This is a genomic window from Streptomyces avidinii, from assembly GCF_045161815.1.
Lineage (GTDB): Bacteria > Actinomycetota > Actinomycetes > Streptomycetales > Streptomycetaceae > Streptomyces > Streptomyces avidinii.
In genome coordinates this window covers 8,588,804-8,613,183 of record NZ_CP108863.1, presented here as the reverse complement: position 1 = coordinate 8,613,183, position 24,380 = coordinate 8,588,804, and the positions used below count along the sequence as shown (strand labels likewise).

General features: G+C 71.5%; 27 protein-coding genes and 2 pseudogenes. 10 read left to right on the top strand and 19 right to left on the bottom strand.

The window, feature by feature from the left end:
* Positions 1–7 precede the first annotated feature (7 nt).
* The 8 genes and pseudogenes from OG373_RS39250 to OG373_RS39215 form a co-directional block, all read right to left on the bottom strand.
* The gene (locus OG373_RS39250) at positions 8–967 is read right to left on the bottom strand and encodes an MBL fold metallo-hydrolase (RefSeq protein ID WP_405443653.1); all 960 of its coding nucleotides are present in this window, start codon (positions 965–967) and stop codon (positions 8–10) included.
* Between the two features lie 277 nt (positions 968–1,244).
* The gene (locus OG373_RS39245; protein ID WP_397731875.1) at positions 1,245–1,499 is read right to left on the bottom strand and encodes a WhiB family transcriptional regulator; all 255 of its coding nucleotides are present in this window, start codon (positions 1,497–1,499) and stop codon (positions 1,245–1,247) included.
* A 165-nt stretch (positions 1,500–1,664) separates the two neighbouring features.
* Entirely contained in the window at positions 1,665–2,309 is a 645-nt protein-coding gene (locus tag OG373_RS39240) for a response regulator (RefSeq protein ID WP_393785569.1), read from the bottom strand.
* The gene (locus tag OG373_RS39235; RefSeq protein ID WP_405443652.1) at positions 2,261–3,589 is read right to left on the bottom strand and encodes a sensor domain-containing protein; all 1,329 of its coding nucleotides are present in this window, start codon (positions 3,587–3,589) and stop codon (positions 2,261–2,263) included. The genes OG373_RS39240 and OG373_RS39235 overlap by 49 nt, the downstream gene beginning before the upstream one ends.
* Position 3,590: 1 nt before the next feature.
* On the bottom strand, positions 3,591–4,520 hold the full coding sequence (locus OG373_RS39230; protein WP_405443651.1) for a type II CAAX prenyl endopeptidase Rce1 family protein: 930 nt from the start codon (positions 4,518–4,520) through the stop codon (positions 3,591–3,593).
* 925 nt (positions 4,521–5,445) lie between these two features.
* On the bottom strand, positions 5,446–5,865 hold the full coding sequence (locus tag OG373_RS39225; protein WP_405443650.1) for an arsenate reductase ArsC: 420 nt from the start codon (positions 5,863–5,865) through the stop codon (positions 5,446–5,448).
* A gap of 46 nt (positions 5,866–5,911) precedes the next feature.
* Entirely contained in the window at positions 5,912–6,181 is a 270-nt protein-coding gene (locus OG373_RS39220) for an arsenate reductase ArsC (RefSeq protein ID WP_405444393.1), read from the bottom strand.
* 112 nt (positions 6,182–6,293) lie between these two features.
* Positions 6,294–6,446, bottom strand: a pseudogene (locus tag OG373_RS39215) (arsenate reductase ArsC); the annotation flags it as partial.
* A 76-nt stretch (positions 6,447–6,522) separates the two neighbouring features.
* Here OG373_RS39215 and OG373_RS39210 point away from each other — a divergent pair.
* Genes OG373_RS39210 through OG373_RS39200 form a run of 3 tightly spaced genes read left to right on the top strand, consistent with a single transcriptional unit; the run spans position 6,523 to position 8,730 of the window.
* Entirely contained in the window at positions 6,523–6,837 is a 315-nt protein-coding gene (locus OG373_RS39210; protein ID WP_405443649.1) for an ArsR/SmtB family transcription factor, read from the top strand.
* 40 nt (positions 6,838–6,877) lie between these two features.
* Positions 6,878–7,672, top strand: coding sequence for an aquaporin (locus OG373_RS39205; protein WP_405443648.1), 795 nt, complete (start codon positions 6,878–6,880; stop codon positions 7,670–7,672).
* Complete coding sequence (locus OG373_RS39200) at positions 7,669–8,730, top strand: ArsO family NAD(P)H-dependent flavin-containing monooxygenase (RefSeq protein WP_405443647.1); 1,062 nt, start codon at positions 7,669–7,671, stop codon at positions 8,728–8,730. Before OG373_RS39205 ends, OG373_RS39200 begins: the two co-directional genes overlap by 4 nt.
* Before the next feature lie 390 nt (positions 8,731–9,120).
* On the opposite strand, the gene OG373_RS39195 is transcribed toward OG373_RS39200, so the two are convergent.
* From OG373_RS39195 to OG373_RS39185, 3 genes are read right to left on the bottom strand one after another with little or no spacing between them, the layout of a single operon-like run.
* Positions 9,121–9,618, bottom strand: coding sequence for a GNAT family N-acetyltransferase (locus OG373_RS39195; protein WP_405443646.1), 498 nt, complete (start codon positions 9,616–9,618; stop codon positions 9,121–9,123).
* The gene (locus OG373_RS39190) at positions 9,615–9,983 is read right to left on the bottom strand and encodes an ArsR/SmtB family transcription factor (RefSeq protein ID WP_405443645.1); all 369 of its coding nucleotides are present in this window, start codon (positions 9,981–9,983) and stop codon (positions 9,615–9,617) included. Before OG373_RS39190 ends, OG373_RS39195 begins: the two co-directional genes overlap by 4 nt.
* A gap of 4 nt (positions 9,984–9,987) precedes the next feature.
* Positions 9,988–10,269 (bottom strand): NAD(P)-binding protein, encoded by a 282-nt coding sequence (locus OG373_RS39185; RefSeq protein WP_405443644.1) that lies wholly within the window; start codon positions 10,267–10,269, stop codon positions 9,988–9,990.
* Positions 10,270–10,333: 64 nt separating this feature from the next.
* On the opposite strand from OG373_RS39185, the gene OG373_RS39180 reads away from it, so the two are divergent.
* Positions 10,334–11,701: an NAD(P)-binding domain-containing protein gene (locus tag OG373_RS39180; protein WP_405443643.1), complete on the top strand. Its 1,368-nt coding sequence runs from the start codon at positions 10,334–10,336 to the stop codon at positions 11,699–11,701.
* A gap of 3 nt (positions 11,702–11,704) precedes the next feature.
* Positions 11,705–12,925, top strand: a complete 1,221-nt coding sequence (locus OG373_RS39175) for an MFS transporter (RefSeq protein WP_405443641.1) — start codon at positions 11,705–11,707, stop codon at positions 12,923–12,925.
* Positions 12,926–13,028: 103 nt separating this feature from the next.
* Here the strand turns inward: OG373_RS39175 and OG373_RS39170 are convergent, their stop codons facing one another.
* From OG373_RS39170 to OG373_RS39155, 4 genes are all read right to left on the bottom strand, one after another.
* Complete coding sequence (locus OG373_RS39170; RefSeq protein ID WP_405443639.1) at positions 13,029–13,928, bottom strand: hypothetical protein; 900 nt, start codon at positions 13,926–13,928, stop codon at positions 13,029–13,031.
* Positions 13,925–14,938 carry an SPFH domain-containing protein gene (locus tag OG373_RS39165; protein WP_405443638.1) on the bottom strand — a complete coding sequence of 338 codons (1,014 nt, stop codon included), beginning with the start codon at positions 14,936–14,938 and terminating at the stop codon, positions 13,925–13,927. The genes OG373_RS39170 and OG373_RS39165 overlap by 4 nt, the downstream gene beginning before the upstream one ends.
* 221 nt (positions 14,939–15,159) lie before the next feature.
* Positions 15,160–15,807: a hypothetical protein gene (locus tag OG373_RS39160; protein WP_405443636.1), complete on the bottom strand. Its 648-nt coding sequence runs from the start codon at positions 15,805–15,807 to the stop codon at positions 15,160–15,162.
* Between the two features lie 137 nt (positions 15,808–15,944).
* The gene (locus OG373_RS39155; RefSeq protein ID WP_405443634.1) at positions 15,945–16,505 is read right to left on the bottom strand and encodes a TetR/AcrR family transcriptional regulator; all 561 of its coding nucleotides are present in this window, start codon (positions 16,503–16,505) and stop codon (positions 15,945–15,947) included.
* A 94-nt stretch (positions 16,506–16,599) separates the two neighbouring features.
* Here OG373_RS39155 and OG373_RS39150 point away from each other — a divergent pair, with 94 nt between their 5' ends.
* Entirely contained in the window at positions 16,600–17,202 is a 603-nt protein-coding gene (locus OG373_RS39150; protein ID WP_405443633.1) for a DUF2867 domain-containing protein, read from the top strand.
* Between the two features lie 283 nt (positions 17,203–17,485).
* Here the strand turns inward: OG373_RS39150 and OG373_RS39145 are convergent, their stop codons facing one another.
* Together OG373_RS39145 and OG373_RS39140 are read right to left on the bottom strand one after the other, a co-directional pair.
* Positions 17,486–18,142: a response regulator gene (locus OG373_RS39145; RefSeq protein ID WP_405443631.1), complete on the bottom strand. Its 657-nt coding sequence runs from the start codon at positions 18,140–18,142 to the stop codon at positions 17,486–17,488.
* Positions 18,139–19,404, bottom strand: coding sequence for a sensor histidine kinase (locus tag OG373_RS39140; RefSeq protein ID WP_405443630.1), 1,266 nt, complete (start codon positions 19,402–19,404; stop codon positions 18,139–18,141). Before OG373_RS39140 ends, OG373_RS39145 begins: the two co-directional genes overlap by 4 nt.
* Before the next feature lie 130 nt (positions 19,405–19,534).
* On the opposite strand from OG373_RS39140, the gene OG373_RS39135 reads away from it, so the two are divergent.
* Together OG373_RS39135 and OG373_RS39130 are read left to right on the top strand one after the other, a co-directional pair.
* The gene (locus OG373_RS39135) at positions 19,535–20,452 is read left to right on the top strand and encodes an ABC transporter ATP-binding protein (protein WP_405443629.1); all 918 of its coding nucleotides are present in this window, start codon (positions 19,535–19,537) and stop codon (positions 20,450–20,452) included.
* Between the two features lie 8 nt (positions 20,453–20,460).
* A complete protein-coding gene (locus OG373_RS39130) occupies positions 20,461–21,303 on the top strand; it encodes an ABC transporter permease subunit (protein WP_405443628.1) in 843 nt (280 codons plus the stop codon).
* Positions 21,304–21,325: 22 nt separating this feature from the next.
* Here OG373_RS39130 and OG373_RS39125 read toward each other — a convergent pair whose 3' ends face one another.
* Positions 21,326–22,288, bottom strand: a complete 963-nt coding sequence (locus OG373_RS39125) for a LysR substrate-binding domain-containing protein (RefSeq protein ID WP_405443626.1) — start codon at positions 22,286–22,288, stop codon at positions 21,326–21,328.
* A gap of 67 nt (positions 22,289–22,355) precedes the next feature.
* Here OG373_RS39125 and OG373_RS39120 point away from each other — a divergent pair.
* Positions 22,356–23,056 (top strand): annotated as a pseudogene (locus OG373_RS39120) (inositol monophosphatase family protein); the annotation flags it as partial.
* A gap of 52 nt (positions 23,057–23,108) precedes the next feature.
* A complete protein-coding gene (locus tag OG373_RS39115; RefSeq protein ID WP_405443624.1) occupies positions 23,109–23,753 on the top strand; it encodes an NADPH-dependent F420 reductase in 645 nt (214 codons plus the stop codon).
* 56 nt (positions 23,754–23,809) lie between these two features.
* On the opposite strand, the gene OG373_RS39110 is transcribed toward OG373_RS39115, so the two are convergent.
* Positions 23,810–24,313, bottom strand: coding sequence for a MarR family winged helix-turn-helix transcriptional regulator (locus OG373_RS39110; protein ID WP_405444362.1), 504 nt, complete (start codon positions 24,311–24,313; stop codon positions 23,810–23,812).
* Positions 24,314–24,380: the final 67 nt, after the last annotated feature.

Sequence of the window (24,380 nt, the reverse complement as noted above, 5' to 3'; positions counted from 1 at the left end):
GTGCGGATCAGCCGTGCTGGTGCTGTTCGGGCAGTCGGCTCTCCGGGTGCGCCCACAGCAGTACGTTGCCGGGCCGCTCGTCCCCGAAGAAGTCGAGGACGTCCTCGTCCGAGTGGCGCAGGCTGAAGTGGGTGAGGACGAAGAGGGTCTCGGGGTGGGCCTCGACGACGGGCTTCAGCCGGCTCCAGACGGTGTGCCCGACCCGGTCGGCCCGCTCCAGCTCGGCGTCGTCGAGAAAGGTGCACTCGGTGATGAGCACCGGGTACTCGAAGAGCCAGGGATTGTCCTCGAAGACGCTCACGTGGGTGTCGCCGAGGAAGGCGAACAGCGGCCTGAGCAGCTCTCGTTCGACCTCGGCGCCCTCCTTGCGGCGCCGGGCGAGGACGCGCCCGAACTCGCCGCCCCGGCCCTGTTCGGCCAGGTCGCGCCGCAGTTCCTCGTACTCGGGCAGCAGCGCCTTGCGGCGTTCGGAGAAGGCGTATCCCACGCAGGGCACCTTGTGCACGCACTCCACCACCCGTACGTGGTGGCCACGGCGCCCGAAGGTGAACTCGTCGCCGCCGCGGACGCCGTGCAGCCGGCAGTTCGCGGCGAGGTCCGGATCGTAGGCGGTGCCGTGGTTCAGTTCGGCGGAGGCCCGCAGGAAGGTCTCCACGTACGGGGCCGCCGCGGCGGGCAGGTGGATGTCGACCCCGCCGGGCCGGGCGGCGAGGTAGTCGAGGTCCTTGGAATGGTCGTGGTGGGTGTGGGTGAGGAAGACGGTCTCCGGCTGACGCCCTTCCGCGAGTCCGGCGTCGAGCGCGCAGCGCAGCTCCGGGATGTGGAAGAACGTCTTGTCGTTGGCGCGCGAGTACCCGGTGAGGGTGAGCTCGGTCCCGGGTATCCGCCAGGTCTTCCACTGACGGAACGGGTGTCCCCGGTCGAGTCGTTCGGGGTGGGCGGGCGTCCGCGAGGGGGCCGGTGTCATCGGTGCCTCCGTGGGACCGCCGAGGTGGGTGGGGTGTGCGCGGGCCCGATCGTAGCGGCCGGTGCGCCCGGGCGGCGTGCGGTTTTCCCGGCCGGCGCGGGGCGGAGGCGGCACGCCCCGCGGGCGGGCCGGGCTCTCACCTCCACCGCAGGGCGCGGCGTCCGGAAGGATCTGTCACGGTCACGGCGCCTGGGCCTGGGCCTGGGCCTGCTGTGCCCCTTCGTCGGCCTCGGCCGGCAGGAACAGCCACAGCCGTTCCCGCTCGGCACCCACGGGATCAGTCCCCCGATCGTGCGCGGGCCCGGGCCGCCCGCCGCTTGACCGCACGTCGTTCGTCCTCGCTCATGCCGCCGCACACACCGAGGTCCTGGCCTCCCTCGAGGGCCCACTGCAGACAGTTCTCCATGACCGGGCAGCGGTGGCACACCGCCTTGGCCTCCTCGATCTGGATGAGGGCCGGGCCGCTGGATCCCACGGGGAAGAAGAGGTCGGGATCTTCCCACCGGCAGGCGGCCTCTTGGCGCCAGTTCATCGTCGTTCCTCCATCCACGTCGTCCAAACCCTTCCCCCCGCTCCTGGCCAGTACCGGCGGCCCTATTCAGCACTCGGGCCACGACTTGCCGGCTCTTCCTCGACCGGCGCGCGGCGCCTGCTGTGTCGGCAACGGTGGACGACCGGGAACGCTGCGGTTCTCCGGCTACCGTTTGAGGTAGGCCAGGACCGCCAGTACCCGGCGGTTGTCGTCCGCGGATGGTTCGATCCGGAGTTTGGTGAAGATGGCGGCGGTGTGTTTGGCGACGGCGCTTTCGCTGATGAACAGGGTTTGCGCTACGGCCGCGTTGGAGCGGCCCTCGGCCATCAGGGCCAGTACGTCCAGCTCGCGCGGTGTCAGCTGGGCGGTGGTGCCCCGGGCGTCGCTGCGGGCCAGTAGCCGTGCGATGACCTGCGGGTCCATGACCGTACCGCCCGCGGCGACGGTGCGTACCGCGTCGATGAACTGGGTGGTGTGCGTGATCCGGTCCTTGAGGAGGTAGCCGATGGCGCCTTGGCCGCCGGCGAGCAATTCGTGGGCGTAGAGCTGGTCGACGTACTGGGAGAGTACGAGGACCGGGAGCGCCGGCCGGGATCGGCGTGCTTCCAGGGCGGCTTGGAGTCCTTCGTCGGTGAAGGTGGGTGGCAGGCGGATGTCGACGACGGCGACGTCCGGTTGTTCTTCGAGGAGTGTTTTGAGCAGGGCGGGGCCGTTGTCGACTGCGGCGATCACCTCGAATCCGTGTTCCTGGAGGGTGCGGGTCAGTCCGTCCCTGAGGAGGAAGAGGTCTTCGGCGAGGACGACGCGCACGGTATCTCCAAGGTCGCGGTGGTCGGGCCGCCCGGCGGGCTGTGCAGGACGAGGGTTCCGTCGAAGGGGTCCAGGCGGCGGCGTACTCCTTGCAGTCCGCTTCCGCCGGGGTCGGCGCCGCCGCGGCCTTCGTCGGTGACCGTGGCACGCAGGGCGCCGTCGGTGTGGCTGAGGCGGATGTGGACCTCGGGGGCGCCGGAGTGTTTGGCGGCGTTGGCGAGGAGTTCCGCGACGGCGAAGTAGCCGGCTGATTCCACGGGGGCCGGGAGCCGGCCGGGCAGGGCTGTCTCGATGTGCACGTCGAGGTGGCTGTCGAGGGCCAGTGAGCGGACCGCGTCGCCGAGCCCGCGGTCGGCGAGTATCGGGGGCAGGACGCCGTGGACGAGTTCGCGGAGGTCCTGGAGCGCCCGTTGGGAGGTGGCGCGTACCTCGTGCAGGAGTGCGCGGGCCGCCGGGGGGTCGCGGTCGAGGAGCCGGGTGGCTTCGTCGAGGGTCATGCCCAGGGCGACGAGGCGGGCCTGTGCCCCGTCGTGCAGGTCCCGCTCGATGCGGCGCAGTTCGGCGGCCTGGACGTCGAGGATGTCGGCGCGGGACCCTGCGAGGTGTTCGATGCGGCGGACGAGTTCGGTGGTGTGCGGGGCGGCGAGCAGGCGTCTGCTCCACCGTGCGTGGAGCCGCAGGGTGGCGGGGGCCAGCTTGAGTCCCGCGGCGATGAATCCGAGGCCGAGCAGGAGCGCGGCGAGCATCGTCGGGGTGGAGTCGACGAGGATGAAGGCGTACCAGTTGCCGTCGCCCAGGAGCCGCCAGACGAAGGGCTGTACGGCCGCACCGAAGAGGCCGTACTCGAGGAGGGCCAGGGGAACGGCGGCGAGCAGTGCCCCTGTCCACGGCTCTGCCCAGGCCCAGCGCAGGTCGTGCCAGAACCCGTTGTCGCCGAGGAGGGCCCGGGCCTGTCGGTGGCGGCCGGTGGTGTTCTCGGGGGAGGTCGGGCGGGGCGGGAGCGGTTGCGGTGGGCTGATCACCGTTCCCGTCCAGCGGGCGACCCGGTCGCGGTAGAGGTCGGAAGTGCGGCGCAGCGCCGCTGCGGCGGGCGGGAGCAGGAGGAGGCCGATACCGACGGGCAGGAGGAGCAGCGCCCCGACCACGAGGGTGCCGGCCCCGAAGACGGCGAGCGCGGCGAGCGAGAGCAGCTGGCAGCGTCCGATGTCGGCGAGCGCGCCCCTGAGGCTGATGCCGGGGCGTCCGTCTGCCTGTGCCATGCCCACCTGTGGTTCCGTCATGTCAGCGCGGTCCGTTCGCGGTTGCGCCGATGATCCTATCCGGCGTGGTCGCCGCCCGGCGGGCGGAGGCGATCCACGGGAGTGCTGCGGCCAGGCAGGCGGCGCCGAAGACCACCATCGGCGCTGTTGCCGGGGACGTCTCGTCCGTCACGAACAGCATGCCGAGGTTGACCAGGGTGTGGAAGCCGCCCGCGAGCAGCAGCCGGTTGCTCCGTACGCGTTCCAGGGCCAGGCCGAGGATCACGGACATCGCGATGGTGGCTGTCAGGAATCCGGCCGCGTAGGCCGGCGCCTGGGTGAGGGCCGGTACGTGCCACAGGCCCCAGGCCGTCCCGACCAGGGCGGAGGCGGTGACCGGGCCGAAGCGGGTACGCAGCAGTGGCTGGAGGTAGCAGCGCCATCCGATCTCCTCGGCGCAGGCACCGATGAGTTGGGCGGTCACGAGCAGGGTGAGGGGATGTGCGAGTGCCTGGGGGCTGGTGACGGGGAGGGAGCCGGAGGTGAGGAGGGCGCCGCCGGCGGACAGTGCGGTGATCAGGACGGCGGTGAGGAGGAGGGCGGCCCGGTTGCCGGACGGCAGCCGGGCCTCGCGGTCCGCCGGTCCGTTGCTGCGGGCGGGCAGGCTTCCCCTGAGCCGGTCCCTGATCCGCCCGGGCCACAGCAGTGCCACGGCCGCCACGGCGAGGGCGGGGCCGAACTGGGTCAGTTGCAGCACCTCGGGCGGTATGCCGGTCGCGGGCTGTAGGGCCCCGCACAATCCCGCCGCCACCAAGGCGACGGCGAGGAACACAGCTGTCTGCGCCGCCCATCCGCTGCGGGGTGCTCGCTGCTGCTCCCGGTCTTGCCCTTGGTCCTGGCGCTGCCCCAGGTCCTGCTTGTGGTCCTGGCCCTGCTTGTGGTCCTGGCCCTGCTTGTGGTCCTGGTCCGGCATGGTGCCCGGCCTCCCCGTGGATCGCTGGCGGCGCGGCTGTCGCGCCCCGCGTTCGACTCTGCCGGTTGGGGTCGAGGCCGTCCTTGCACGTGGGTGCCGGAAGGGGTGTATCCAGGTACACCCCCCTCTCAAGGGCAAGTCGGGTACAGGTTGCGCGATTCGGGACAGCCCGAAATCGGAGAGAAGCCACGCTTCTCTCCTGGGACTCGTTCTCGAGGGGGGTGTGGCTCTGCGGCGGGTTGTTGCACGACTCGATGCAGGAGTTGCGGATGCGGGCGTTTCCCGTGGTGATGCCGTCCGGGCAGAGGTACTGGACGGTCCTTGATGACGACCTGGAGGTCGTCCCCGTAGCCGATCAATGGCTGCGGAACCTTCTTCGGGCGGGACCGGGCCGAGCTGACGACGAAGTCGTACGCCGACGGGGCCGCCCTGTACCTGAAGTGGTGCAGGTCAACCGGTAGGCAATGGCCCGAGGCGGGCCGAGACCTGGGCCTGTTCATGGTCTGGCTGAAGTACACGCCGGCCGCCGTTCACGGGGTGGTGCCAGTCGGACGGAGGTCTGTTCTACCGGCTGCGACCGGTTCACCGCCTGCGGGAGCCGGTCTCGGAGGTGGACCGGGCAGCCGACGCCGAGCTGGTGGCGATGTTCGTGGCGTGCCGCAGCGCGGGACCGCTTGGTCGTGCTGCTGCTCGGGCGGGTGGGGCTGCGGCGCGGTCAGGCCGCCGGGCTGCGTCGCAGCGACGTGCATCTGATGCCGGACTCGCGGGCACCAGGCTGCGAGTACCGGGGGCGGTGCCGCCGGACGTCCTCAAGGACCTGATGGACCACCGGGCCATCACCACCACCCAGGGCTACTTCCGCATCGGCGCCGCGATGACGTCGCGGACGTCGTCGGTCGGGGTCGACCCGGTCACGTCGAGTGCCTCAGGCCTTCGACTTGGCGTCGATCTCGGCGATCAGGCCCTCGATGAGGCCCTTGATCTCGTCGCGGATGGGGCGGACGGCCTCGACGCCCTGGCCGGCCGGGTCCTCGAGCTGCCAGTCGAGGTAGGTCTTGCCGGGGAAGTACGGGCAGGCATCCCCGCAGCCCATGGTGATGATGTAGTCGGAGGCCTGGGCTGCCTCGGGGGTGAGGACCTTCGGCTGCTGGTCGGAGATGTCGATGCTCAGCTCGGCCATGGCGGCGACGGCCGAGGGGTTGATCCGGTCGCCGGGCACGGACCCGGCGGAGCGGACCTCGACGCGGTCGCCCGCGAGGTGGCGCAGGAACCCGGCCGCCATCTGGGAGCGGCCCGCGTTGTGGATGCAGACGAACAGGACGGAGGCGGCAGGAGCGGAGGACATCTGTTCTTCCTTGGGGTGAGGCGACTGCAGTGGGGATCTGTACGGCTTAAGGGGCGAGCTGGGTGAGCAGCTCGGTGATGTGTGCGTCATTGGCGTCGCGGATGTCGCGGACGACGGCGATGGGCGCCCCGTCGGGATCGGCGACGGGCCGGTCGTCGAGGTAGCGGCGGCCGGGCATGACGGGGCAGGCGTCACCGCAGCCCGTCGTGATCACGATGTCGGCGGCCTGGACGACCTCTTCGGTCAGCGGTTTGGGGTAGGCGTCGGCCGAGTCCGCGCCTGCCTCGGTGAGGGCCTGGGCGATGTGCGGCGCCACCTTGCCTGCGGGGCAGCAGGCGGGTCGGTCCGCTCACCAGTCCCTGGGGGTGGGCGAGGGCGTCGAGGCGTTCGGCAGTGAGCCGTTCCGCCGGCACGACGAGGTGCATAAGGATCCGTGCCTGCTCGGCAAGACGGGTGTGCGAGTCGACGAGCAGGCCCAGCACGGTTTCCGGCGCGAAGCGGCCGGCATACCGGTGGGCGAGACGGGCGGCCCCCGCGGCCAGGCGTTCGTCCGGCAGGAGGGGCGAGGAGGGCGAGGGCATGGCGATCCCGTTCAAAGGAGCCAATAAGGTCAGCTCGGGCTGGTGTCAGCCCCAACTGATGTGACAGTATCAGTCCATGATGACGTCAGTCGACACTGATCTGATCCGGGTTCTGGCCGACCCACTCAGGCTCCGGATCGTGAGCCTCCTCGCCAAGGAGACGCTCTGCACCACCCACCTCGTGGAGGAGACGGGTGCCAAGCAGACGAACCTCTCCAACCACCTGAAGGTGCTGCGGGAGGCCGGGGTCGTGGATACGGAGCCATGCGGGAGGTTCATCTACTACCGCCTGCGCCCGGAGGTCATCGAAGCCCTCGCCGGTCAGTTCGCCGACCTCGCCCAGACCGCGCGGGCCACCGCAGAGGCGCACCTCAAGCGGTCCTGCCCATAGCCTTCCGCGCTTTGCCTCACCTGCCCGAGGAGAACCCGCCTTGACCGCCACCGAGCCCGTCGGCACCGCCCCCGCAGCGGACACCGTCATAGCCGCCGACGCGCCCCAGCCCGCACCCGGCGCGACCCCGCCCCGCACCCCCCTGATCGCCCGCGCCGCCGCCGAGCTGGTCGGTACCGCCGCCCTCGTCGCCGTCGTGGTCGGCTCCGGCATCCAGGCCACCGAGCTGACGCAGGACGTGGGCCTGCAGCTGCTGGCCAACTCCACCGCCACGGTCTTCGGGCTCGGCGTGCTCATCGCGCTCCTCGGACCGGTGTCCGGCGCCCACTTCAACCCGGCCGTCACACTCGCCGAGTGGTGGACCGCCCGCCGCGGCGGCGCGGGAGTCAACGGGCGTGAGCTCGCCGTATACGTGCCTTCCCAGACCGCGGGCGCGATCGCCGGCGCGATCCTGGCGGACGCGATGTTCGGCGAGCCGCTGGTGAAGTGGTCCACCCACGACCGCTCCGCCGGGAACCTCCTCCTCGGCGAGGTCGTCGCCACCGCGGGCCTGATCCTGCTGATCTTCGGCCTGGCCAAGACCGACCGACTCCGCTTCGCACCGGTCGCCGTCGCCTCCTACATCGGCGCCGCCTACTGGTTCACCTCCTCCACCTCCTTCGCCAACCCGGCCGTCACCATCGGGCGCGCGTTCACCGACACGTTCGCGGGCATCGCCCCGGCCTCGGTGCCCGGCTTCATCGGCATGCAGCTCGTCGGCGCCGTGGTGGGCCTGGCGCTGGTGGCGGTCATCTTCATGCGCGGCAGGACGGACAGCGGGACACCGTCGGCATGACGCAGCGCACCGAGGTGGTGGTGATCGGCGGCGGCCAGTCCGGGCTCGCCGCCGGCTACCACCTGCGCCGTCTGGGCATCCAGCACGTCATCCTCGAAGCCCGGGCGGCACCCGGCGGGGCTTGGCAGCACACCTGGAACTCCCTGCGCCTGTTCTCCCCCGCCCAGTACTCCTCCCTGCCCGGCAGGCTCATGCCCGTCCAGGAGGGCGAGCTGTACCCGGACGCCGCCCACGTGGTCGCCTACCTCACCGACTACGGGAAGCGGTACGCGCTCCCCGTCCAGCGCGGCACCCGGGTCGAGAGCGTGCACCGGGACGGGCCCGGCCTGCGGGTCGAAACGGACTCCGGACCCTGGACCGCCCGGGCGGTCATCAGCGCCACCGGCACCTGGACCCGCCCCTTCCTCCCCGCCGTACCCGGACGCCGCGAGTACCGGGGCCGCCAGCTCCACACCGTGCAGTACCGCAGCCCGTCCGAGTTCGCCGGGCAGCGCGTGGTCGTTGTGGGCGGGGGCAATTCCGGCGCACAGATCGCCGCCGATCTCGCCCACGCCGGCATCGACCTGATCTGGGTCACCCAGCGTCCGCCCCGCTACCTGGCCGACGACATCGACGGCCGAGCCCTCTTCGACGCGGCGACCGCCCGCCGATGCGCCCTCGACGAAGGCCGCACGGATACCGGCGGCGTCGCCTCCCTCGGCGACATCGTCGCCGTCCCGCCCGTCCGCGCGGCCCGCGACGCCGGACTCCTCGACGCCAGGCCGATGTTCGCCCGCCTCACAGCGACCGGAGTCGAGTGGGCCGACAGCACTCGGGCCGAGGCGGACACGGTCATCTGGTGCACCGGCTTCCGCCCCGCGCTCGCACACGTCGCCTCCCTGCGCCTGCGCGGCACCCGCGGCCACATCGCCACCGTCGGCACCCGCGCTGTCGATGAGCCCCGCCTGCACCTGGTCGGCTACGGCGACTGGACCGGCCCGGCCTCCGCCACCCTCATCGGTGTCGGACGCCCCGCGCGCGACGCCGCTCGAGAGATCGCCGGCTCCCTGCGCAGCTGATGCAGGTAAATGTCAGACAGGGTGGCTGAATTCCGCGTCTCATGGCCGGTGTGACAAACCCTCCAGCACCCTTCCTGCAGCCTCCCGTACAAGACGATGATCCCGAGGCACTCACGCTCATACCGGACACCCAATCCACATGGCAGCAGCTACCCGGGGGCATGCCCGATTTCGTGTTCCAGCAGGCCGCGCACGCCGCCAAGGGCTCGGGGCGCCGAGAGCTGAGCGACCGGCTGCTCCTGGCCGGCACCAGCCAGGGCGGAGTGGGGTCACCACACGCACCGGCCGGATCGAAGAATCCTCGACCCTCGGAGTGCCGCTCACCCGCCGCCCCGGAGGAGGTCGGCCTTGGGACACCAACACCGTGCGGGTCCACGGAGCTGACCGCTCTCACCCCACGTTCGGGCTGCGGCGCTCCAACAGGACGACGTCGCGCCAGACGCCGTGGTGGCGGCCGATCCGCTCGCGGGTGCCGATGATCCGGAAGCCGGCCCGTGCGTGGACGGTGAGGCTGGCGGTGTTCTCGGGGAAGATCCCGGACTGGATGGTCCAGAGGCCCGCGGTCTCGGTCGAGGAGATCAGCGCGTCCAGGAGCGCGCGGGCAACGCCGCGGCCGCGGGCGTCGGGGTGGACGTACACGGAGTGCTCAACCACGCCCGCGTATGCGCACCGGTCCGAGACCGCGCTCGCCGCGACCCAGCCCACCACCCGGCCGTCGTCATCGACGGCGACGAAGCGGTGGTCGGGCAGCTTGGCCTTGTCGAACGCGGCCCAGTCGGGGGCCTGTGTCTCGAAGGTCGCGTTGCCCTCGTCGATCCCGGCCCGGTAGATGCCCAGCACCTGCTCGGCATGCTCGGGCAGCAGCTCCTCGATGCGCACTGCGGTCATGCCGCCTTCGCGGCGCCGGCCAGGAGCGCGCCCATGGCGGCGAGGACGGACGGCTCGACCCTGTAGTACACCCACGTCCCGCGGCGCTCGGAGGACAGCAGTCCGGCTTCCTTGAGCTTCTTCAGGTGGTGGGAGACGGTGGGCTGGGAGACGCCGACGTCGGAGATGTCGCACACGCACGCTTCTCCACCCTCATGGGAGGCGACGGCGGAGAACAGGCGCAGACGTACGGGGTCGCCGAGGGCCTTGAACATCTTCGCGGCGACCTCGGCCTCCTCGGCCGACATGGGGCGCTCGTTCAGCGGCGGGCAGCAGGCCGCGACGGGGTCGGGCTCCAGGAGCGGCAGAACCTTCGTGTTCGACATACGTCTATGTTGACACACATCGAACCAGGTCGTCTCTTTCGGATCTTGTCGGCCGAGTCCGCGGCGTCCGGTGCCGTGCCCGGCAAGGCGGAGGGGCGCCCTTGCACTGGACGCACTCGGGCCACGAACCGGCCGCACTCCCCGAAGCCTCCAGGACCATCGACGTTCGGCCCTGACCTGCGAGTGCGTGCGCGGCGGCGAGGCCGGCCCGGCCCCCTCCGATGACGGCGACGTCCACATGCTCCACAACAACCTCGTTTCGATGAATGTCTATGTTGACGAACATCGAAACAGGTGCAATGCTGGCTGCGCAAGCCATCGACAGACATCGAAACAACAGGGAGCCGACCGTGAACGCGCAAGCCATCACCGACCTGCCCGTCGTCGTCATCGGGGCCGGCCCGGCCGGTCTCGCGGCCGCCGCCCACCTCACCGACCGCGGCATCGAACCCCTCGTCCTGGAATCCGGCCCCGTGGCCGGAGCCGCTGTCCGAGAGTGGGCACACGTGCGGCTCTTCTCCCGCTGGGGCGAGCTCGTCGACCCCGCCGCCGAGAAGCTCCTGGCCCCCACCGGCTGGGCCAAGCCCGCCGAGAACACCTACCCCTCCGGCGGGGACTGGGCCGACCTCTACCTCCAGCCTCTCGCCGACGTCCTCGGCGAGCAGGTGCGCTACGGCGCGACCGTCACCGGCGTCTCGCGCACCGGCCGCGACCGTGTCGTCGACGCCGACCGCGAGGCCCAGCCCTTCGTCGTCCACTACGAGAGCGCGGAAGGCCACGAGCAGCGGGTCCTGGCCCGCGCCGTCATCGACGCCTCCGGCACCTGGTCCACCCCGAGCCCGGCCGGTGGCAGCGGACTCGCCGCCCTCGGCGAGAAGGCTGCCACGGACCGGATCACCTACCAGGTCCCGGACCTGAAGGACCCCGCCGTCCGAGCCCGGTACGCGGGCAAGCGGATCGCGGTCATCGGATCCGGCGCCTCCGCCTTCACCGCCCTCGCCTATCTCGCCGATCTCGCCAAGTCCGAGGACGGCAAGGGCACCCACGCCACATGGATCCTGCGCCGAGGGATCTCCGGCTCCACCTTCGGCGGCGGCGAAGCCGACCAGCTCCCCGCCCGCGGCGCCCTCGGCCTCGCCGCCAAGGCCGCCGTCGACGGCGGCTACGCGGACGCGGTCACCGGCTTCCGCACCGACACCTTCGAACGGGACGGTGACGGCCGCGTGGTCCTGGCCGGGGAGGACGGCCGCCGCCTGGACCCGGTCGACGAGGTCATCGTCCTCACCGGCTTCCGCCCCGACCTCGGCTTCCTGGGCGAGCTGCGGCTCGGTCTCGACGAGCGCCTGCAGGCCCCGACCGCGCTCGCCCCGCTGATCGACCCCAACCAGCACTCCTGCGGCACCGTCTACCCGCACGGCGTGAACGAGCTCTCCCACCCGGAGAAGGACGTCTACCTCGTCGGCATGAAGTCCTACGGCCGCGCCCCCACCTTCCTCGCCATGACCGGCTACGAGCAGGTCCGCTCCATCGCCGCCCACCTCGCCGGCGACCGCGAAGCCGCCGAGCGCGTCGAACTCACCCTTCCCGAAACCGGGGTGTGCGGCGGCGCGGGCCTGTTCGACGAGCCGGAGGCCGCCGAAGCGACCGGTGGCGGCTGCTGCGCAGCCCCGGCCACCCTCACCGTCGGCAGCGCGCCCGCCTCCTCCGGCGGCTGCTGAACCGTGCCCGACACCCAGGCCGGCGTGGCCGCGACCGGAACAGGGGACCGGTCGCGGCCACGCGCCGTCCTGCCCGCCCTCTGCCTCACCCAGATCACCAGCTGGGGCATCGTCTACTACGCCTTCCCCGTCCTCAATCCCGCCATCACCGCCGACACCGGCTGGAGCGCGGGAGCGACCACCGCGGCGTTCTCCGCCGCCCTCGTCGTCTCCGCCACAGCCGGGATCTACGTCGGCCGCGTCCTGGACCACCGCGGCCCCCGCACCGTCATGACCGCAGGCTCCGTCCTCGGCTCCCTGAGCCTGCTGGTGATCGCCGCAGCGCCCAACCTGGCCCTGTTCTTCGCCGGATGGCTGCTCGCCGGGGCCGCGATGGCCGCCATCTTCTACCAGCCCGCCTTCGCCGCCCTCACCCGCTGGTGGGCCCCCGACCACATCCGCGCACTCACGATCGTCACCCTTGCCGGCGGACTCGCCTCCACCGTATTCGCACCCCTGACCGCGATACTCGCCGACCACATGTCCTGGCGCGCCACCTACGTGGTGCTCGCCGGCATCCTCGCCGTCCTGACCGTCCCGGCCCACGCCCTCGCCCTGAAAGCCCCCTGGCCACCGGCACCGCCGAGCCCGCCGCACCTCACCGGCGGCCACGAGCAAGTCGTGCGCAGCCGGGCGTTCTGGATGCTGGCCGCCACCTTCACCCTCTCCGCGTTCGCCATGTACGCCGTCGTCATCGGCCTCGTCCCCCTCCTGATCGAACGCGGCTGCACCACCACCCAGGCCGCATGGGCCCTCGGGCTCGGTGGCGCGGGCCAGACCCTCGGCCGCACCCTGTACGCGTCCCTCGCCCGCCACCTGGGCGTCACCGCCCGCACCGTCACCCTGATCGCACTCGGCGCCCTCACCACCGCGGCCCTCGCAACCGTGGCCGGCCCGTATGCCCTACTCATCGTGGTATCCGTCCTCGCCGGGGTCATCCGAGGCAACCTCACCCTCCTCCAGGCCACCGCTGTCACCGACCGCTGGGGCACCACCCACTACGGCCGACTCTCCGGACTCCTCGGCGCACCGGCCCACGCCGCAGCCGCCCTCGCCCCCTTCGCCGGCGCGGTCCTGGCCGGACCCCTCGGCGGATACCCAGCGCTGTTCGCACTGCTCGCCGCCTTGTCGATCGCTGCCGCTGTCACAGCCCTCGGGGCTCACACCCGCAACCGGAAGGAATGACTCACCCGAACCGGCGACAGCACCACACCTTGCCAGGCCGCGTGACGGGCCCCGGAACCTCCTGCGGGTCTGGGGTCGAGACGGCCGGTCGGGCAGGGGGGGCTCACGTCACCAGGTGCAGCGACGTTCCCGCGATGCCCAGCCGTACGCTCTGGCCCCAGGTCAGCTCCAGGGCGTCGCTCTCCATTCCGTCGCCGAAGACCACGATCCGGTCCGACTCCACGGTCAGCTGCAGCCCTTGCCCGCCACCCAGCTCACCGGCGACCTTCGTCGTTCCGGTCGTGGGAGAGGGCCAGGCCTCGCGCACGAACCACAGGAGCCGCCGGTCGCAGGGTGCGGGCAGCCCCGCGGGGCTGCCGCGCTCCAGCCACAGGGAACCCAGCCAGCCGGTGGCGCCCGTGCCGGTGCCCACCAGCACTCCGGAGGATGCCTGGGCCTCGCCCGGGCCCGTGTCGCCGTCGGGGCCCAGCCGGTAGCGGGCCGTCTGGTGACCGGGCGAACCCAGGTAGATCTCGTTCAGCGCGAGAAGGCGCTGGGTGTCGTCGGCGACGGCCTCGACCATGGTCAGCTCCTCTGCCCGGCCCCCGGCGGCGGTCGCCGCACGCAGCAGGGCGGCCGTGTCGGCGCAGCGGTGCCGGACCAGGACCCCCGGGTTGCACCCCGGGTCGGTGTCGATGCCCACCACGGGCTGTCCGCGCAGATACTTCGCGGTGTTGGCGACCAGGCCGTCCTGGCCGACCACGACCACCACGTCCTCCGGGGCGAACAGGAAGCGGTCCAGGTCCGCCCGCTCCACCCGGGAGCTGCGCCAGGTGAGCGGCACCGCCGCCGCCACCTCCCGCAGCGCCTGCCGCGTGCGCTCGTGGCGGCGGACCACCTCGTCGATCGACCGGCCCCTGCTGGAAAGGAAGAACGCGGCCTGCCCATGCGTTCCGTGCCGGGCGAGCAGCTCCTCGTACTCGGTCCTGCGGTGCACGAGTACGGCCCGCGGGGCCAGGCTCACGCGCCCGCGCCGCCTTCCGGACGTCCGAGCCTGGTGAGGAGCCCGGTGAGGACGTCGGGAGAGAGCGTGATGCTCTCGATCCGCGGCAGGTTCTCCGCCAGTCGGGTCACCGCAAGGGCGTGCAGCGTGCCCGGGCCGGCTTCGTCGTGCACGCGCAGCCAGGCTGCCTGGGCCTCGGCGCGCGCCGCGCCCGTCTCGCGCGCCGCCTCGGCGTCCGCGCGGGCCAGGCGGACCTTGCGGGCCGCCTCGGTCTCGGTGCGTATGCCGTCCGCCGCCGCCTTCTCCTCGGCCTCGCGGCGGGTGTTGGTGCCGCGCTGGTCGATCAGCTGCTCCTCGCGCCTGGCCAGTTCGATCTGACTGGCCAGCTCGTTCTCGGCGATGGCCCGCTCACGCTCGACGGCGACGGCCCGTCGTTCGTAGGTGGCCCGGTCCGCCTCCTGCTGGATCTGCTCGCGGGCCGGGGTGCGCAGGGCGCGCTCCACCTCGGCCTCGGGGCGGATCGCCACGACCCGGACGGTCACCACATCGATGCCGGTCGCCGGGAGCCTGGGCTCGGCGGCGAGACCGGCGGCGACGCTCCCCCGCACGGAGGCGACGCCGTCCACCAGGGCGACGGCCAGCGGAGTCCGGGCCAGTACGTCCAGCGTGTGCTGCTGCGCGGTCTCGGTGAGGAGCGTGGCGATCTGCTCCAGCGGGGCGCCGCGCCAGCTCCCGGTGTCCGGGTCGACGGAGAAGTCGAGTCGGTCCGCGGCTTCGGCCGGGTTGCTGATCCGGTAGGTGACGGTGGCCTGCACGGCGACGTCCTGGAAGTCGGACGTACGGGCGTGGAACGCCATGGCCAGCTCCCGGTCGTCGACCGGCACTTCGGAAAGCGCCGCCGACAGCGACCGGTACCAGAAACTGAGCCCCCGCCCGTCGTGGACGAGTCGGCCGCGCTTGTGGTGGCGGATGTGAGTGGTGGGCGCGGAGCGCAGATGACGCCAGCCGAAGCGCCGGGTGATGTCGGCCATGGCTAACCCCCTTCATTTCGTCAATGCGACGATAACGAGCCGCGCCCATATCGTCAAGAGGACGAAAAGAGGGCTTGCGAGGTGTCGCCCCGGCAACAACGGAAGCCGCCCGCACGGGTCACCCTCGGCATGCGCGGGTGATGGGCGGCTTCCAGGGGGTGGGTACGTTCGGAGGTAAGGGGTGTTCGGCCTTCGCCACGAGAGGCTGCGATGCGGTGTGCTCAGTCCGTGAGGAAGGCACCTTCGCGGCAGGCTCGGCAGACGAAGACATAGCCCAACTGGCCGCCGAGGTTCATCGCGGTCTGCACGGAGATCCCCTGCTCCAGATGCGCCGCGAATTCCATCGTGCCCGCGCAGGAGGGGCATGCGGGCACTCGGTCGTCCTCAAGGTATGAGGGGTTGCCTCCGAGCGACCCGAGCACTTCGCGCTGCTTCCCGAATCGTTCTTCGGGTTCCCGCTTCCATCCCGAGCGGGCAAGGTCGTATGCGTCAGGCACGAGTTCGTCGTCGTCATCGTGGTCGTCGTTCTCCTCGGGGTCGAGTGTCACGACGTGGGTGCGGATGGCCGAGGTGGCGGGCAGCAGCGTCACTCCCGTCTCGGGCACAGCCACCGACTGCAGTCCCTCCCGGGGGAACAGGTAGACCCGGTTCGCGCCGGAAGTCGCGTCCCAGAATTCACATGCGCCGGGGTCGTTCTGACACACGAACACCGACAGGACGCCGTCCTCGGCGGGGAGATGGGCGAAGAACTGCAGCGGCCCTCCACAGAAACAACCGCACATGGGCCAGCTGAATCCCGCGGGAGCCAACGGCACGCCCCCGGTACGCGGGACATCGGAGTCGGCCGGTGCGGTGCCGTCGTAGATCATCAGAGTTGTCTGCATGGCCACAGGCTACGGGCGGCCTACGACATGACCGGTATGACCGGTCCCCCGCCATCGGCAGCCTCGTCGATCGCCTTCAGCAGGCGCATCCACCGCTCCGGCCACCACCCCGAGCGCTGCGGCTACTCCAGTAGCCGACGGCTGATCAGCTCCATCACTTCCGCACGACTGCGCTTGCCGTTGTCGGCGGCGTTGAAGTGGTTGCCGATGCGCACCGAGACGGCGAGCAGGCAACGGACCTCGACCTCGTCCTCGTCGGGGCAGAAGGCGGAGAACAGGGAACGCAGGTAGTCCATACGGCGGTTGTCGACGCGGCGCAGACGCTCGGCGACGGCCGCGTCGCGGCGGGCCCAGTCGCGGATCGCGATGTCGGCGGTGGTGCCCCGTACCGGACCGTCGGTGCTGGCGGCGACGATGTCGAAGAGCCGCTTCAGCCTGGCCCTGGCCTCTCCCCCGCCGCTCTCCACCTGTTCGATGACACTTTCCGCGACCTCGTACTCCCAGGTGTCGAGCATCTCGGTGAGCAGCGCGTCCCGGTTGCGGAAGTAGCCGTAGAAGCCGCCCTTGCTGACACCGAGCGCCTGCGCCAGCGCCTCGATCCGCACGGCTTCCGGACCGCCGGCGACGAGGGCCCGCAGGCCTTCCTCGATCCACTTTCCTCGGGGTGTGCGGGTCGCGCCCATCCTGTGTGCCTCCTCACGTCCTGCCGAGTATACGGGGGCGTACAGATATGCCTACACTCGATCTATACGCCACCGTATAGACAGGGGTACGGCCATGCGACTTCCCCGAACCGAACACACCGACCGCCCGTGGCGGATCCACGAGGTCGCCGACGACTTCACCGTCGAGGACGTGTGGGCGCTGCCCACGCCCGGCGGACCCGGCGACCTCGCGCTGCTGGTGGGCCAGATCGCCGAGGGCATCAGGGGTGGGGTGAACGGAGACGGTTTCGTCTCCCGAATGCTCTTCGCCGTCCGCTGGAAGCTCGGGGCCCTGCTCGGCTGGGACAAGCCCGATTCCGACGCCGGCGCCCGGCCGCCGAGCCTGCGCGACCGCTTGCCGGCGGACCTTCGCGACGGCCCCCGGGGCCCCGACCTCGGCTCGTCCCCGTTCACCTCGCTCTATCAGCGGAAGGACGAATGGGCCGCCGAAATGGCCAACCAGACCGTGCAGGCCGTGATGCACATCGGCTGGGTACCGGACGGGTCCGGCGGCTACCGCGGCCAGATGGCCGTCCTGGTGAAGCCGAACGGACTTCTCGGCTCCCTCTACATGGCCGCCATCAAGCCCTTCCGGTACCTCGGGGTGTACCCGGCGCTGATCCGCTCGATCGGCCGCGAGTGGGAGGCGAACGCCACCCGGCGGAGCGCGAGCTGACCGGAGGGCCGGGGCTCCGAGGCCTGCCCGAGACGGCGTTGAGGGGCCGGGGGACGGGCCGGTCGCTGACGGCATCCCTGCCGGCCCTCACCGCGATCCGCGCCCGTGTGGGACGTCCTGGCGGTCGGTGAAGTGGTCCCGGAGCCGCACCGGGTACGCCCGCGGACCGACCGTTGAGTGAGCCGGCCACGATATCGGCCATGGCGTGGGCCATGCGCTGGTAGAAGCGCCACAGGAAGGGGTCGCGGGGGCTCGGTACTCCGAAGTAGCCCTTCGTCGCCCCTCAGCAGGACGGTGACACCAGCCCTGCCTCGTAGGCGGCGATGACCAGGTGGACTCGGTCGCGGGCGCCCAACTTGGACAGCAGACTCGCGACATGGGCCTTGGCGGTGCCGGGGCCGATCCGGAGGTGGGCCGCAAGTTCGGTGTTGGACATGCCGCGGCCGACAAGTGTGAGTACTTCACGTTCTCGCGCGGTGACGGCGGCGAGTTCGGGCACCGCCGGGGCGGGTACGGGGCGGCCGGCGAACTCTGCGATGAGGCGGCGGGTGACTCCGGGCGAGATCAGGGCGTCACCGGCAGCGACGACCCGGATGGCGGTGAGGAACCCGTCAAGGTCCGTGTCCTTGACGAGAAAGCCGCTCGCTCCGGCCCGCAGGGAGCCATGGACGTGGGTGTCGGTGTCGAAGGTGGTGAGGACGACGACCCTGGCCTCATACGACTCGGCGGTGATCATCTGCGTGGCCTCGATGCCGTCCATGCCGGGCATACGGATGTCCATGACCACGACGTCGGGAGCGAGTTCCCTGGTCAGGGCGACGGCCTGGGCTCCGGTCGAGGCCTCTCCGACGACGTCGATATCGGGTGTGCTGTCGATTACCATGCGCAGGCCGGAGCGGACCAGCGACTGGTCGTCTGCGAGGAGGACTCGTATCGTCATCGCGCCTCGGCCGTGGGCAGGGGGAAACGGGCAGCGACCCTGAAGCCGCCCTGCGGCCGTGGGCCGGCGGTGAAGTCTCCGGCGAGGAGGGCAACCCGCTCCTGCATTCCACGGATCCCGTACCCGGTCCCGGGTTCGGCCTCGGGCAAGGGGGCCTTGGTGTCCGGGGTGTCGGGTCCGTCGTCGACGATCTCGACCGACAGGTCGTCGAGGCCCCAGTCGACCGTCACCCGGCAGTGCCCGGCGTTCGCGTGACGCACCACGTTGGTCAGGGACTCCTGGATGATGCGGATGGCGGACCGGTCCACGGCTTCGGCCAGTTCACGTCGTTCCCCACGGTGGCGCACCTCCACGTGGACTCCCCCATCCGCCGTCGTCGTGACCAGCCGGTCGAGGGCGGCGAGTCCGAGGAACGGCTCGGCTTCGGCGACCGACACGGATTCCGGCTCCGTCCTGCGCAGGATGTCGAGCATGGTCCGTAGTCCGCGCAGCGTCTCGCGGCTGGTCGTCTCGATCGCGGCGAGCGCTCCGCGCGCCCGCTCGGGTTCGCTGTCGATGACCCGTTTCCCGGCACCGGCCTGGATGGCGATCACCCCGATGCCGTGCGCGACCAAGTCGTGGATTTCCCGGGCAATGCGCAGCCGTTCTGCCGTGACCGCCTGAGTCGCGGCGTGGGAGCGCAGTGCCTCGCCGTACGCGCGTCGTTGGCGTACGTATGTGCCGGACAGCCAAGCCAGCATGACGAGCAGGGCCAGGCATACGGTCAGGCCGATGAAGCCGGGGGCCAGCACACGGCCCCAGCCGCCATCCCGGAAGAGGTCCACTTGGAGGACCGTCTCCTGGACGGCGCCCGTGGCGAGTGCGGCCACGAGACCGGCGCGGGGCGTCCGTGCGGCTGCGACAGCGGCGGCCAGCAGGCCGGTGACAGGGAAGAGGGGCCAGACCTGCTCGGCCCGAAGACCGGCGGCGGTCGAGGCGGCGGCCTCGGCCAGCAGAAGCCCGAGGGCCGCGGAGGGCCTGCTCCGCGCCCAGGCCAACGGTGCGGCCATCACGACGGCCGCAACGGCGACGGCCACTGCGGCGAGGGCCGCGCCGTCGGCGGCCGGAGCATGGCTCGGTTCGGCCCCGCCCGCGATCGCCGCGTACAGCAGGAGCGCCGGCACGGCCGCCATGCACCCGGTGACCGCTGCCCGTGCGGCGCGCGGAAGACGTTGCATCAGGGGCGGATCGGGCGCGGAGGGCATCGCGGCGGGCACGGGCACGTGCCGATCGTAGGCAGCATCCGCTCGACAGGCATCAGACCTCAGACGTATGCCCCTGGGCCGATGCCTGCCGCCGATGGCCGACGCCGGATCGATGTGGCCGGCCGACGGCGTCCGACACCGTGTTCATGTGATCGAAGTCAACGGACTGACCAAGCGCTACGGCGACGTCCTCGCCGTCAACGACCTCAGCTTCACGGTGCGGCCCGGGACCGTGACCGGGTTCCTCGGCCCGAACGGCGCCGGTAAGAGCACCACCCTGCGCATGATCCTCGGTCTGAACCGGCCGACCGCCGGAAGCGCCACCATCGACGGCCGTCCTTTCGCCCGACGGCAGGCCGGCCTGCACCACGTCGGTGCGCTGCTCGACGCGGGGGACGTCCACCCGGGTCGGAGCGCCGCCGCCCATCTGTCGGCGTTGGCCCGCACCAACGGGCTGCCCCGCCGACGGGTGCGGGAGGTCCTGGAGGAGGTGGGTCTGGCCGGCGCGGCGCGCCGCCGTGTCGGCGGGTTCTCCCTGGGAATGCGGCAGCGGCTCGGAATCGCGACGGCCCTCCTCGGCGACCCGCCCGTGCTGCTGTTCGACGAGCCGGTCAACGGCCTGGATCCGGAGGGCGTGCGATGGGTACGCGGGCTCTTCAAGGCGCTGGCCGCCGAGGGCCGCACGGTGCTCGTCTCCAGCCATCTGATGAGCGAGATGGAGAACACCGCCGACCGTCTCGTCGTCATCGGCCGGGGCGAACTGATCGCGGAGGAGAGCGTTGCCGAGTTCGCCGCGCGCGGCACCCACAGCCGCGCGCACGTCACCGTGCGCACCCCGGACCCCGCCCGGCTCTCGGCCGTTCTGACGCCCGAAGGCGCCGGCGTGCAGGCCGACGGCCAGGAAACGCTCAAGGTCACCGGGCTGACCGCGGACCGCATCGGTGAACTCGCCTTCGAGCACCGGATCATGCTGCGGGAGCTCGCCACGCGCAGCCCATCGTTGGAGGAAGCCTTCATGGAACTCACCACCGACCGCGTCGAATACCTCGCGGGTGACCGCCGATGACCTCGCTCATGGCACCGCGACCGGGCGCGGCCTCCCGCTTCGGGGCGACCGACGAGCCACGCGTTCGCCGGCGCGGCCTCCTGGCCGCTGAGTGGATCAAGCTGTGGTCCCTGCGGTCCACCCGGTGGGTACTCGGGCTCGGCATCCTGATCCTGATCGCGCTCGCTGTGCAGAGCAGCCTCGACACGTACGGCAACTGGCCGGACTTCGGTCCCCAGGAGAGATCCCGCTACGACCCGATGAGCGAGGCGCTCAGCGGCGCCGGCGTCGCCCTGCTCATGATTGGCGCGGGCACCGTCGGGGCCCTGACGATCGTCGGCGAGTGCGCCTCCGGTCTGATCCGCACCACGTTCACCGCGGTACCCGCCCGGTACCGGGTGGTGCTGGCCAAGGCAGTCGTCGTCGCGGCCGTCATGCTCGCCGTGGGCGTGGTCGCCTCGTTCAGTACGTTCGTTGTGAGCCAGGCCATCCTGTCGGGCCGCGACATCGGCATCTCGCTGGGTGAGCCCGGCGTCCCGGCCGTCCTCGCGGCGAACGCGGCACTCGCGCCCGTTGCGGCTCTGGTGGGCATGGGTGTCGGCGCACTCCTGCGGCACACCGCCCTGTCCGTCGTCTCGGTCTGCGGCGTTCTCGTCATCCTGCCCGGCTTCTTCAAGCCGACCGTCCACCAGTGGGCGAACGAACTGTTCGGCTACTTCCCCTACTACGGCTGGCACAGCTGCCTGTCCCAACTGCACCCCCAGAAGGCCGCCGCCCTGCCGTCGACGGCTGAGGCATGGACGGGCTTCGCGCTGTGGCCCCTGCTCGCAGTGGCGCTCACCCTGGTCGTCGTGCGGCGCCGCGATGTGTGAACGCCCTCCGGGCAGTACGGAGTCACGAACGCCCTCCCGTGCAGGCCTCCGGCCGTGCTGCGGGGCCCTCCGGAGGGGCGCTCGGTGGTGCGAAGAGTGCCTGGACGGTTTCGGTGGCCAACTCTCGCAGCCAGGTGTGGGCGCGGTCCTCGTCGTAGCGCTGGTGCCACAGCAGGTACAGGGGGACATCGGGCAGCGGGAGCGGCGGGGGCAGTGTGACCAGGCCGAGTTGATCCCGCGCCGTGCGGGTGACCGCGTCGGGGAGGGTGACGATCAGGTCGGTGTCGAGGGCGAGTTGCAGTGCGAAGGCAGCGGTGGGACCGGCAGCGACGACGCGTCGTTCGAGGCCGCGTGCGGTCAGGGCGTCATCGATCGGGTCGCGGAGGCTCCCGCGCCGCGAAACGGTGAGGTGTTCGGCGGCTGCGTAGCGCTCAAGGCTCAGCGGGCCTGCGGTGAGCGGGTGGCCCGGGCGGGCGGCGACGACCAGCCGGTCCCTGCCGACGAGGCGGTGGCGGATGTCGGGGAGCGTCGGGGTGCTGGAGCCGGATTCGAGGTCGACCTCACCCCGGCGCAGCTCGGCGTCGTCCGTCCCCGGTTCGGCGGACAGGCGCAGCCGGACGCCGGGGGCCTGTCGGTGGACGGCGGTGATCAGGGCCGCACCGGAGGCGGCGGTCAGGGCGTCGTGCCAGCGCACGGTGAACACCCGGTCGAGAGCCGCCAGGTCCAGTTCCTGCTGCGCGGAAAGGAGTTGGTGCGCCTGCTGCACGAGGGCGTGGACCTCGGCGCGCATGGCCAGCGCCCGGGTGGTGGGGACCATGCTGCGGCCGGTGCGGACCAGGATCTGGTCACCGGTGGCTTTGCGGATGCGGCCCAGGGAGCGGCTCATCGCCGGTGGGGTGACGTGGAGGCGTGCTGCCGCGCCGGCGACGCTCCCCTCTTCCAGCAGGGCGTCCAGGGCGGTGAGCAGGTTCAGATCCAGTTGCATGCGAGTAACTCTATAACTGACAAGCATGCACTTGTTGTTAGTGTTCGTGCGGCCTGCCTTCGAAGTGCGGGGGGTGAGTCCGGACGAGGACGTGGGTGAGATCCACGCCAACGACGACGCAGTGCTGGATGTGTTGCGGGAACCGCTGCTCCGGGCCCGGCCGGGGTCGCAGTGGGCCGAGGACGAGCCGGCCGGAGGCACGCTCCCGCCCGGGGAGTGGTGGGTGGTCGACCCCGCCGAGGGCAACATCAACCACGTCCACGGCATGGATGACTGGGCCGTCACCGCCACCCCGGTCAGCGACAACCGGCCGACGCTCACCGTCGTCCACCTACCGCTGACCGGCGACACCCACACCGCGGTCGCCGGCGGCGGCGCCCGACTCAACGGCCGTCCCCTGAAGGTGTCCGCCAAGACCGACCTGGACGCCGCGCTCATCGGCACCGGTCAGGCCAAGCCCGGCGAGGACGAGCGCACCTTCCGGCGGATCGGTGACTCCGTCACCGCCATGCTCATCAACGGCCTGGTCGTGCGTGTGTCCGTTCCCGCCACGATGCAGCTCATCCATGTCGCCGCCGGCCGGATGGACGCGTTCTGGCAGTGCTCCGACGTCCGCTCCGGCCTGGTCGCCGGCGCCCTGCTCGTCTCCGAAGCCGGAGGCACCGTCACCGACCTGGCGGGCGAACCCTGGGACACGGGCAGCCGTGACTTCCTGGCCGCCGCCCCGGCATCCATGCCGCCGCCCTCAAGGTCCTCTCGCCGATCGCCCGACCCGGAAGTCACCGCTCTTCCCACTCGATACCGCAAGGAGCATCACCGTATGACCAGCATCGGCATCCTGGGCGCCGGCCGCGTCGGAACCAACCTCGCCGGCAAGCTCTCCGCAGCCGGGCACCACGTCACCCTCGGTGGCCGGAGCCCCGAGGACACCTCCGCCCGCGCCGCCGGGCTCGCCCCGCGGATCACCTTCGCCGGCCTGCGCACCACTGCCCGCGGCACGGACGTCGTGATCAACGCGATGCCCGGCGGCAGCTCCCTGGACCGTCTCACCGACCTGCGCACCGAACTCGCCGGCAAGATCCTCATCGACGTCTCCAACGCCACCCGCGACACCGCCGACGGCCTGCCGGGCGACCTGTGCCATCCCGGCAGCAGCCTCGCCGAGAAGCTCCAGGCCGCGCTTCCCGACGCCCCTGTGGTCAAGACCCTCAACACCATGCTGTTCATGGTCATGACCGCCCCGGAATCCCTGGCCACCCCACCGACCGCCCATCTCTCGGGCGACGACGAACACGCGAAGAAGACCGTCACCGGCCTGCTCGGCGACCTGGGCCGGCAGCCCGAACGGATCGAGGACCTCGGCGACATCACCACGGCCCGCGCCACCGAGGCCATGATCCTCGTCGTGCCCCACATCCTGCGCCGACACGGCTTCAAGCCCTTCGCCGTCTCCCTCGCCCGCTGACCCCGTGGCGGTTCTCGGCCCGCCGCCCGGGCCACCGAGCGAACCTCCCGCCGTTCTTACGGCGCGGGGGTCGCGGGTGCCTGCGGAGCAGGGGTCGGGGATTCGTGCGGGACCGGCGGGTGGCATGCGGCGCGGGCGTCGTCCTCCTCCGTGCGCGGCCAGTACCGTCCTTCGAGGGCCTCGGCGCTGCGGTTGAGCCGGACCAGGGCGTCCTCGAGCTCCCCTACTTCCTCGGGGGACCAGTCGGCGACCACCCGGGCCAGGCAGGAGCGGTTGACCTCACGGTCTTCGGCGAGCCGGCGCCCGCCTTCATCGGTGATGCACAGCTTGCGGGCCATGCCGCCGCCCGGGTCCGCGACGCGCTCGGCCAGTCCGCAGCGCAGCAGCGCGGCCGTCTGGCGGTTCACGGTCGAGGTGTCGAGCCCGAAGGCATCCGCCAACTGCCCGATGGACATGGGGCCTTGTGTGTCGATCCGGCTGAGCAGCAGGTACGCCGACCGCTCCAGGCGTTCGGGGTCGCGCTCGCGCCGGGCGAGCACCTGGTGCCGCGAGAGCAGCATCAGCTCCCGCTCCAGTTTCTCCAGCACTGCGCCTCCCGCTCTTCCGGCGCTCCATTATTGCGGACCT

Coding starts and splice junctions, on each gene's coding strand:
- OG373_RS39250 (WP_405443653.1), bottom strand. CDS start 967: ATGACACCGGCCCCCTCGCGGACGCCCGCCCACCCCGAACGACTCGAC.
- OG373_RS39245 (WP_397731875.1), bottom strand. CDS start 1,499: ATGAACTGGCGCCAAGAGGCCGCCTGCCGGTGGGAAGATCCCGACCTC.
- OG373_RS39235 (WP_405443652.1), bottom strand. CDS start 3,589: ATGACGGAACCACAGGTGGGCATGGCACAGGCAGACGGACGCCCCGGC.
- OG373_RS39230 (WP_405443651.1), bottom strand. CDS start 4,520: ATGCCGGACCAGGACCACAAGCAGGGCCAGGACCACAAGCAGGGCCAG.
- OG373_RS39225 (WP_405443650.1), bottom strand. CDS start 5,865: ATGTCCTCCGCTCCTGCCGCCTCCGTCCTGTTCGTCTGCATCCACAAC.
- OG373_RS39210 (WP_405443649.1), top strand. CDS start 6,523: ATGATGACGTCAGTCGACACTGATCTGATCCGGGTTCTGGCCGACCCA.
- OG373_RS39200 (WP_405443647.1), top strand. CDS start 7,669: ATGACGCAGCGCACCGAGGTGGTGGTGATCGGCGGCGGCCAGTCCGGG.
- OG373_RS39195 (WP_405443646.1), bottom strand. CDS start 9,618: ATGACCGCAGTGCGCATCGAGGAGCTGCTGCCCGAGCATGCCGAGCAG.
- OG373_RS39190 (WP_405443645.1), bottom strand. CDS start 9,983: ATGTCGAACACGAAGGTTCTGCCGCTCCTGGAGCCCGACCCCGTCGCG.
- OG373_RS39185 (WP_405443644.1), bottom strand. CDS start 10,269: ATGTTCGTCAACATAGACATTCATCGAAACGAGGTTGTTGTGGAGCAT.
- OG373_RS39165 (WP_405443638.1), bottom strand. CDS start 14,938: ATGGCCGACATCACCCGGCGCTTCGGCTGGCGTCATCTGCGCTCCGCG.
- OG373_RS39160 (WP_405443636.1), bottom strand. CDS start 15,807: ATGATCTACGACGGCACCGCACCGGCCGACTCCGATGTCCCGCGTACC.
- OG373_RS39155 (WP_405443634.1), bottom strand. CDS start 16,505: ATGGGCGCGACCCGCACACCCCGAGGAAAGTGGATCGAGGAAGGCCTG.
- OG373_RS39150 (WP_405443633.1), top strand. CDS start 16,600: ATGCGACTTCCCCGAACCGAACACACCGACCGCCCGTGGCGGATCCAC.
- OG373_RS39145 (WP_405443631.1), bottom strand. CDS start 18,142: ATGACGATACGAGTCCTCCTCGCAGACGACCAGTCGCTGGTCCGCTCC.
- OG373_RS39130 (WP_405443628.1), top strand. CDS start 20,461: ATGGCACCGCGACCGGGCGCGGCCTCCCGCTTCGGGGCGACCGACGAG.
- OG373_RS39125 (WP_405443626.1), bottom strand. CDS start 22,288: ATGCAACTGGATCTGAACCTGCTCACCGCCCTGGACGCCCTGCTGGAA.
- OG373_RS39115 (WP_405443624.1), top strand. CDS start 23,109: ATGACCAGCATCGGCATCCTGGGCGCCGGCCGCGTCGGAACCAACCTC.
- OG373_RS39110 (WP_405444362.1), bottom strand. CDS start 24,313: ATGCTGCTCTCGCGGCACCAGGTGCTCGCCCGGCGCGAGCGCGACCCC.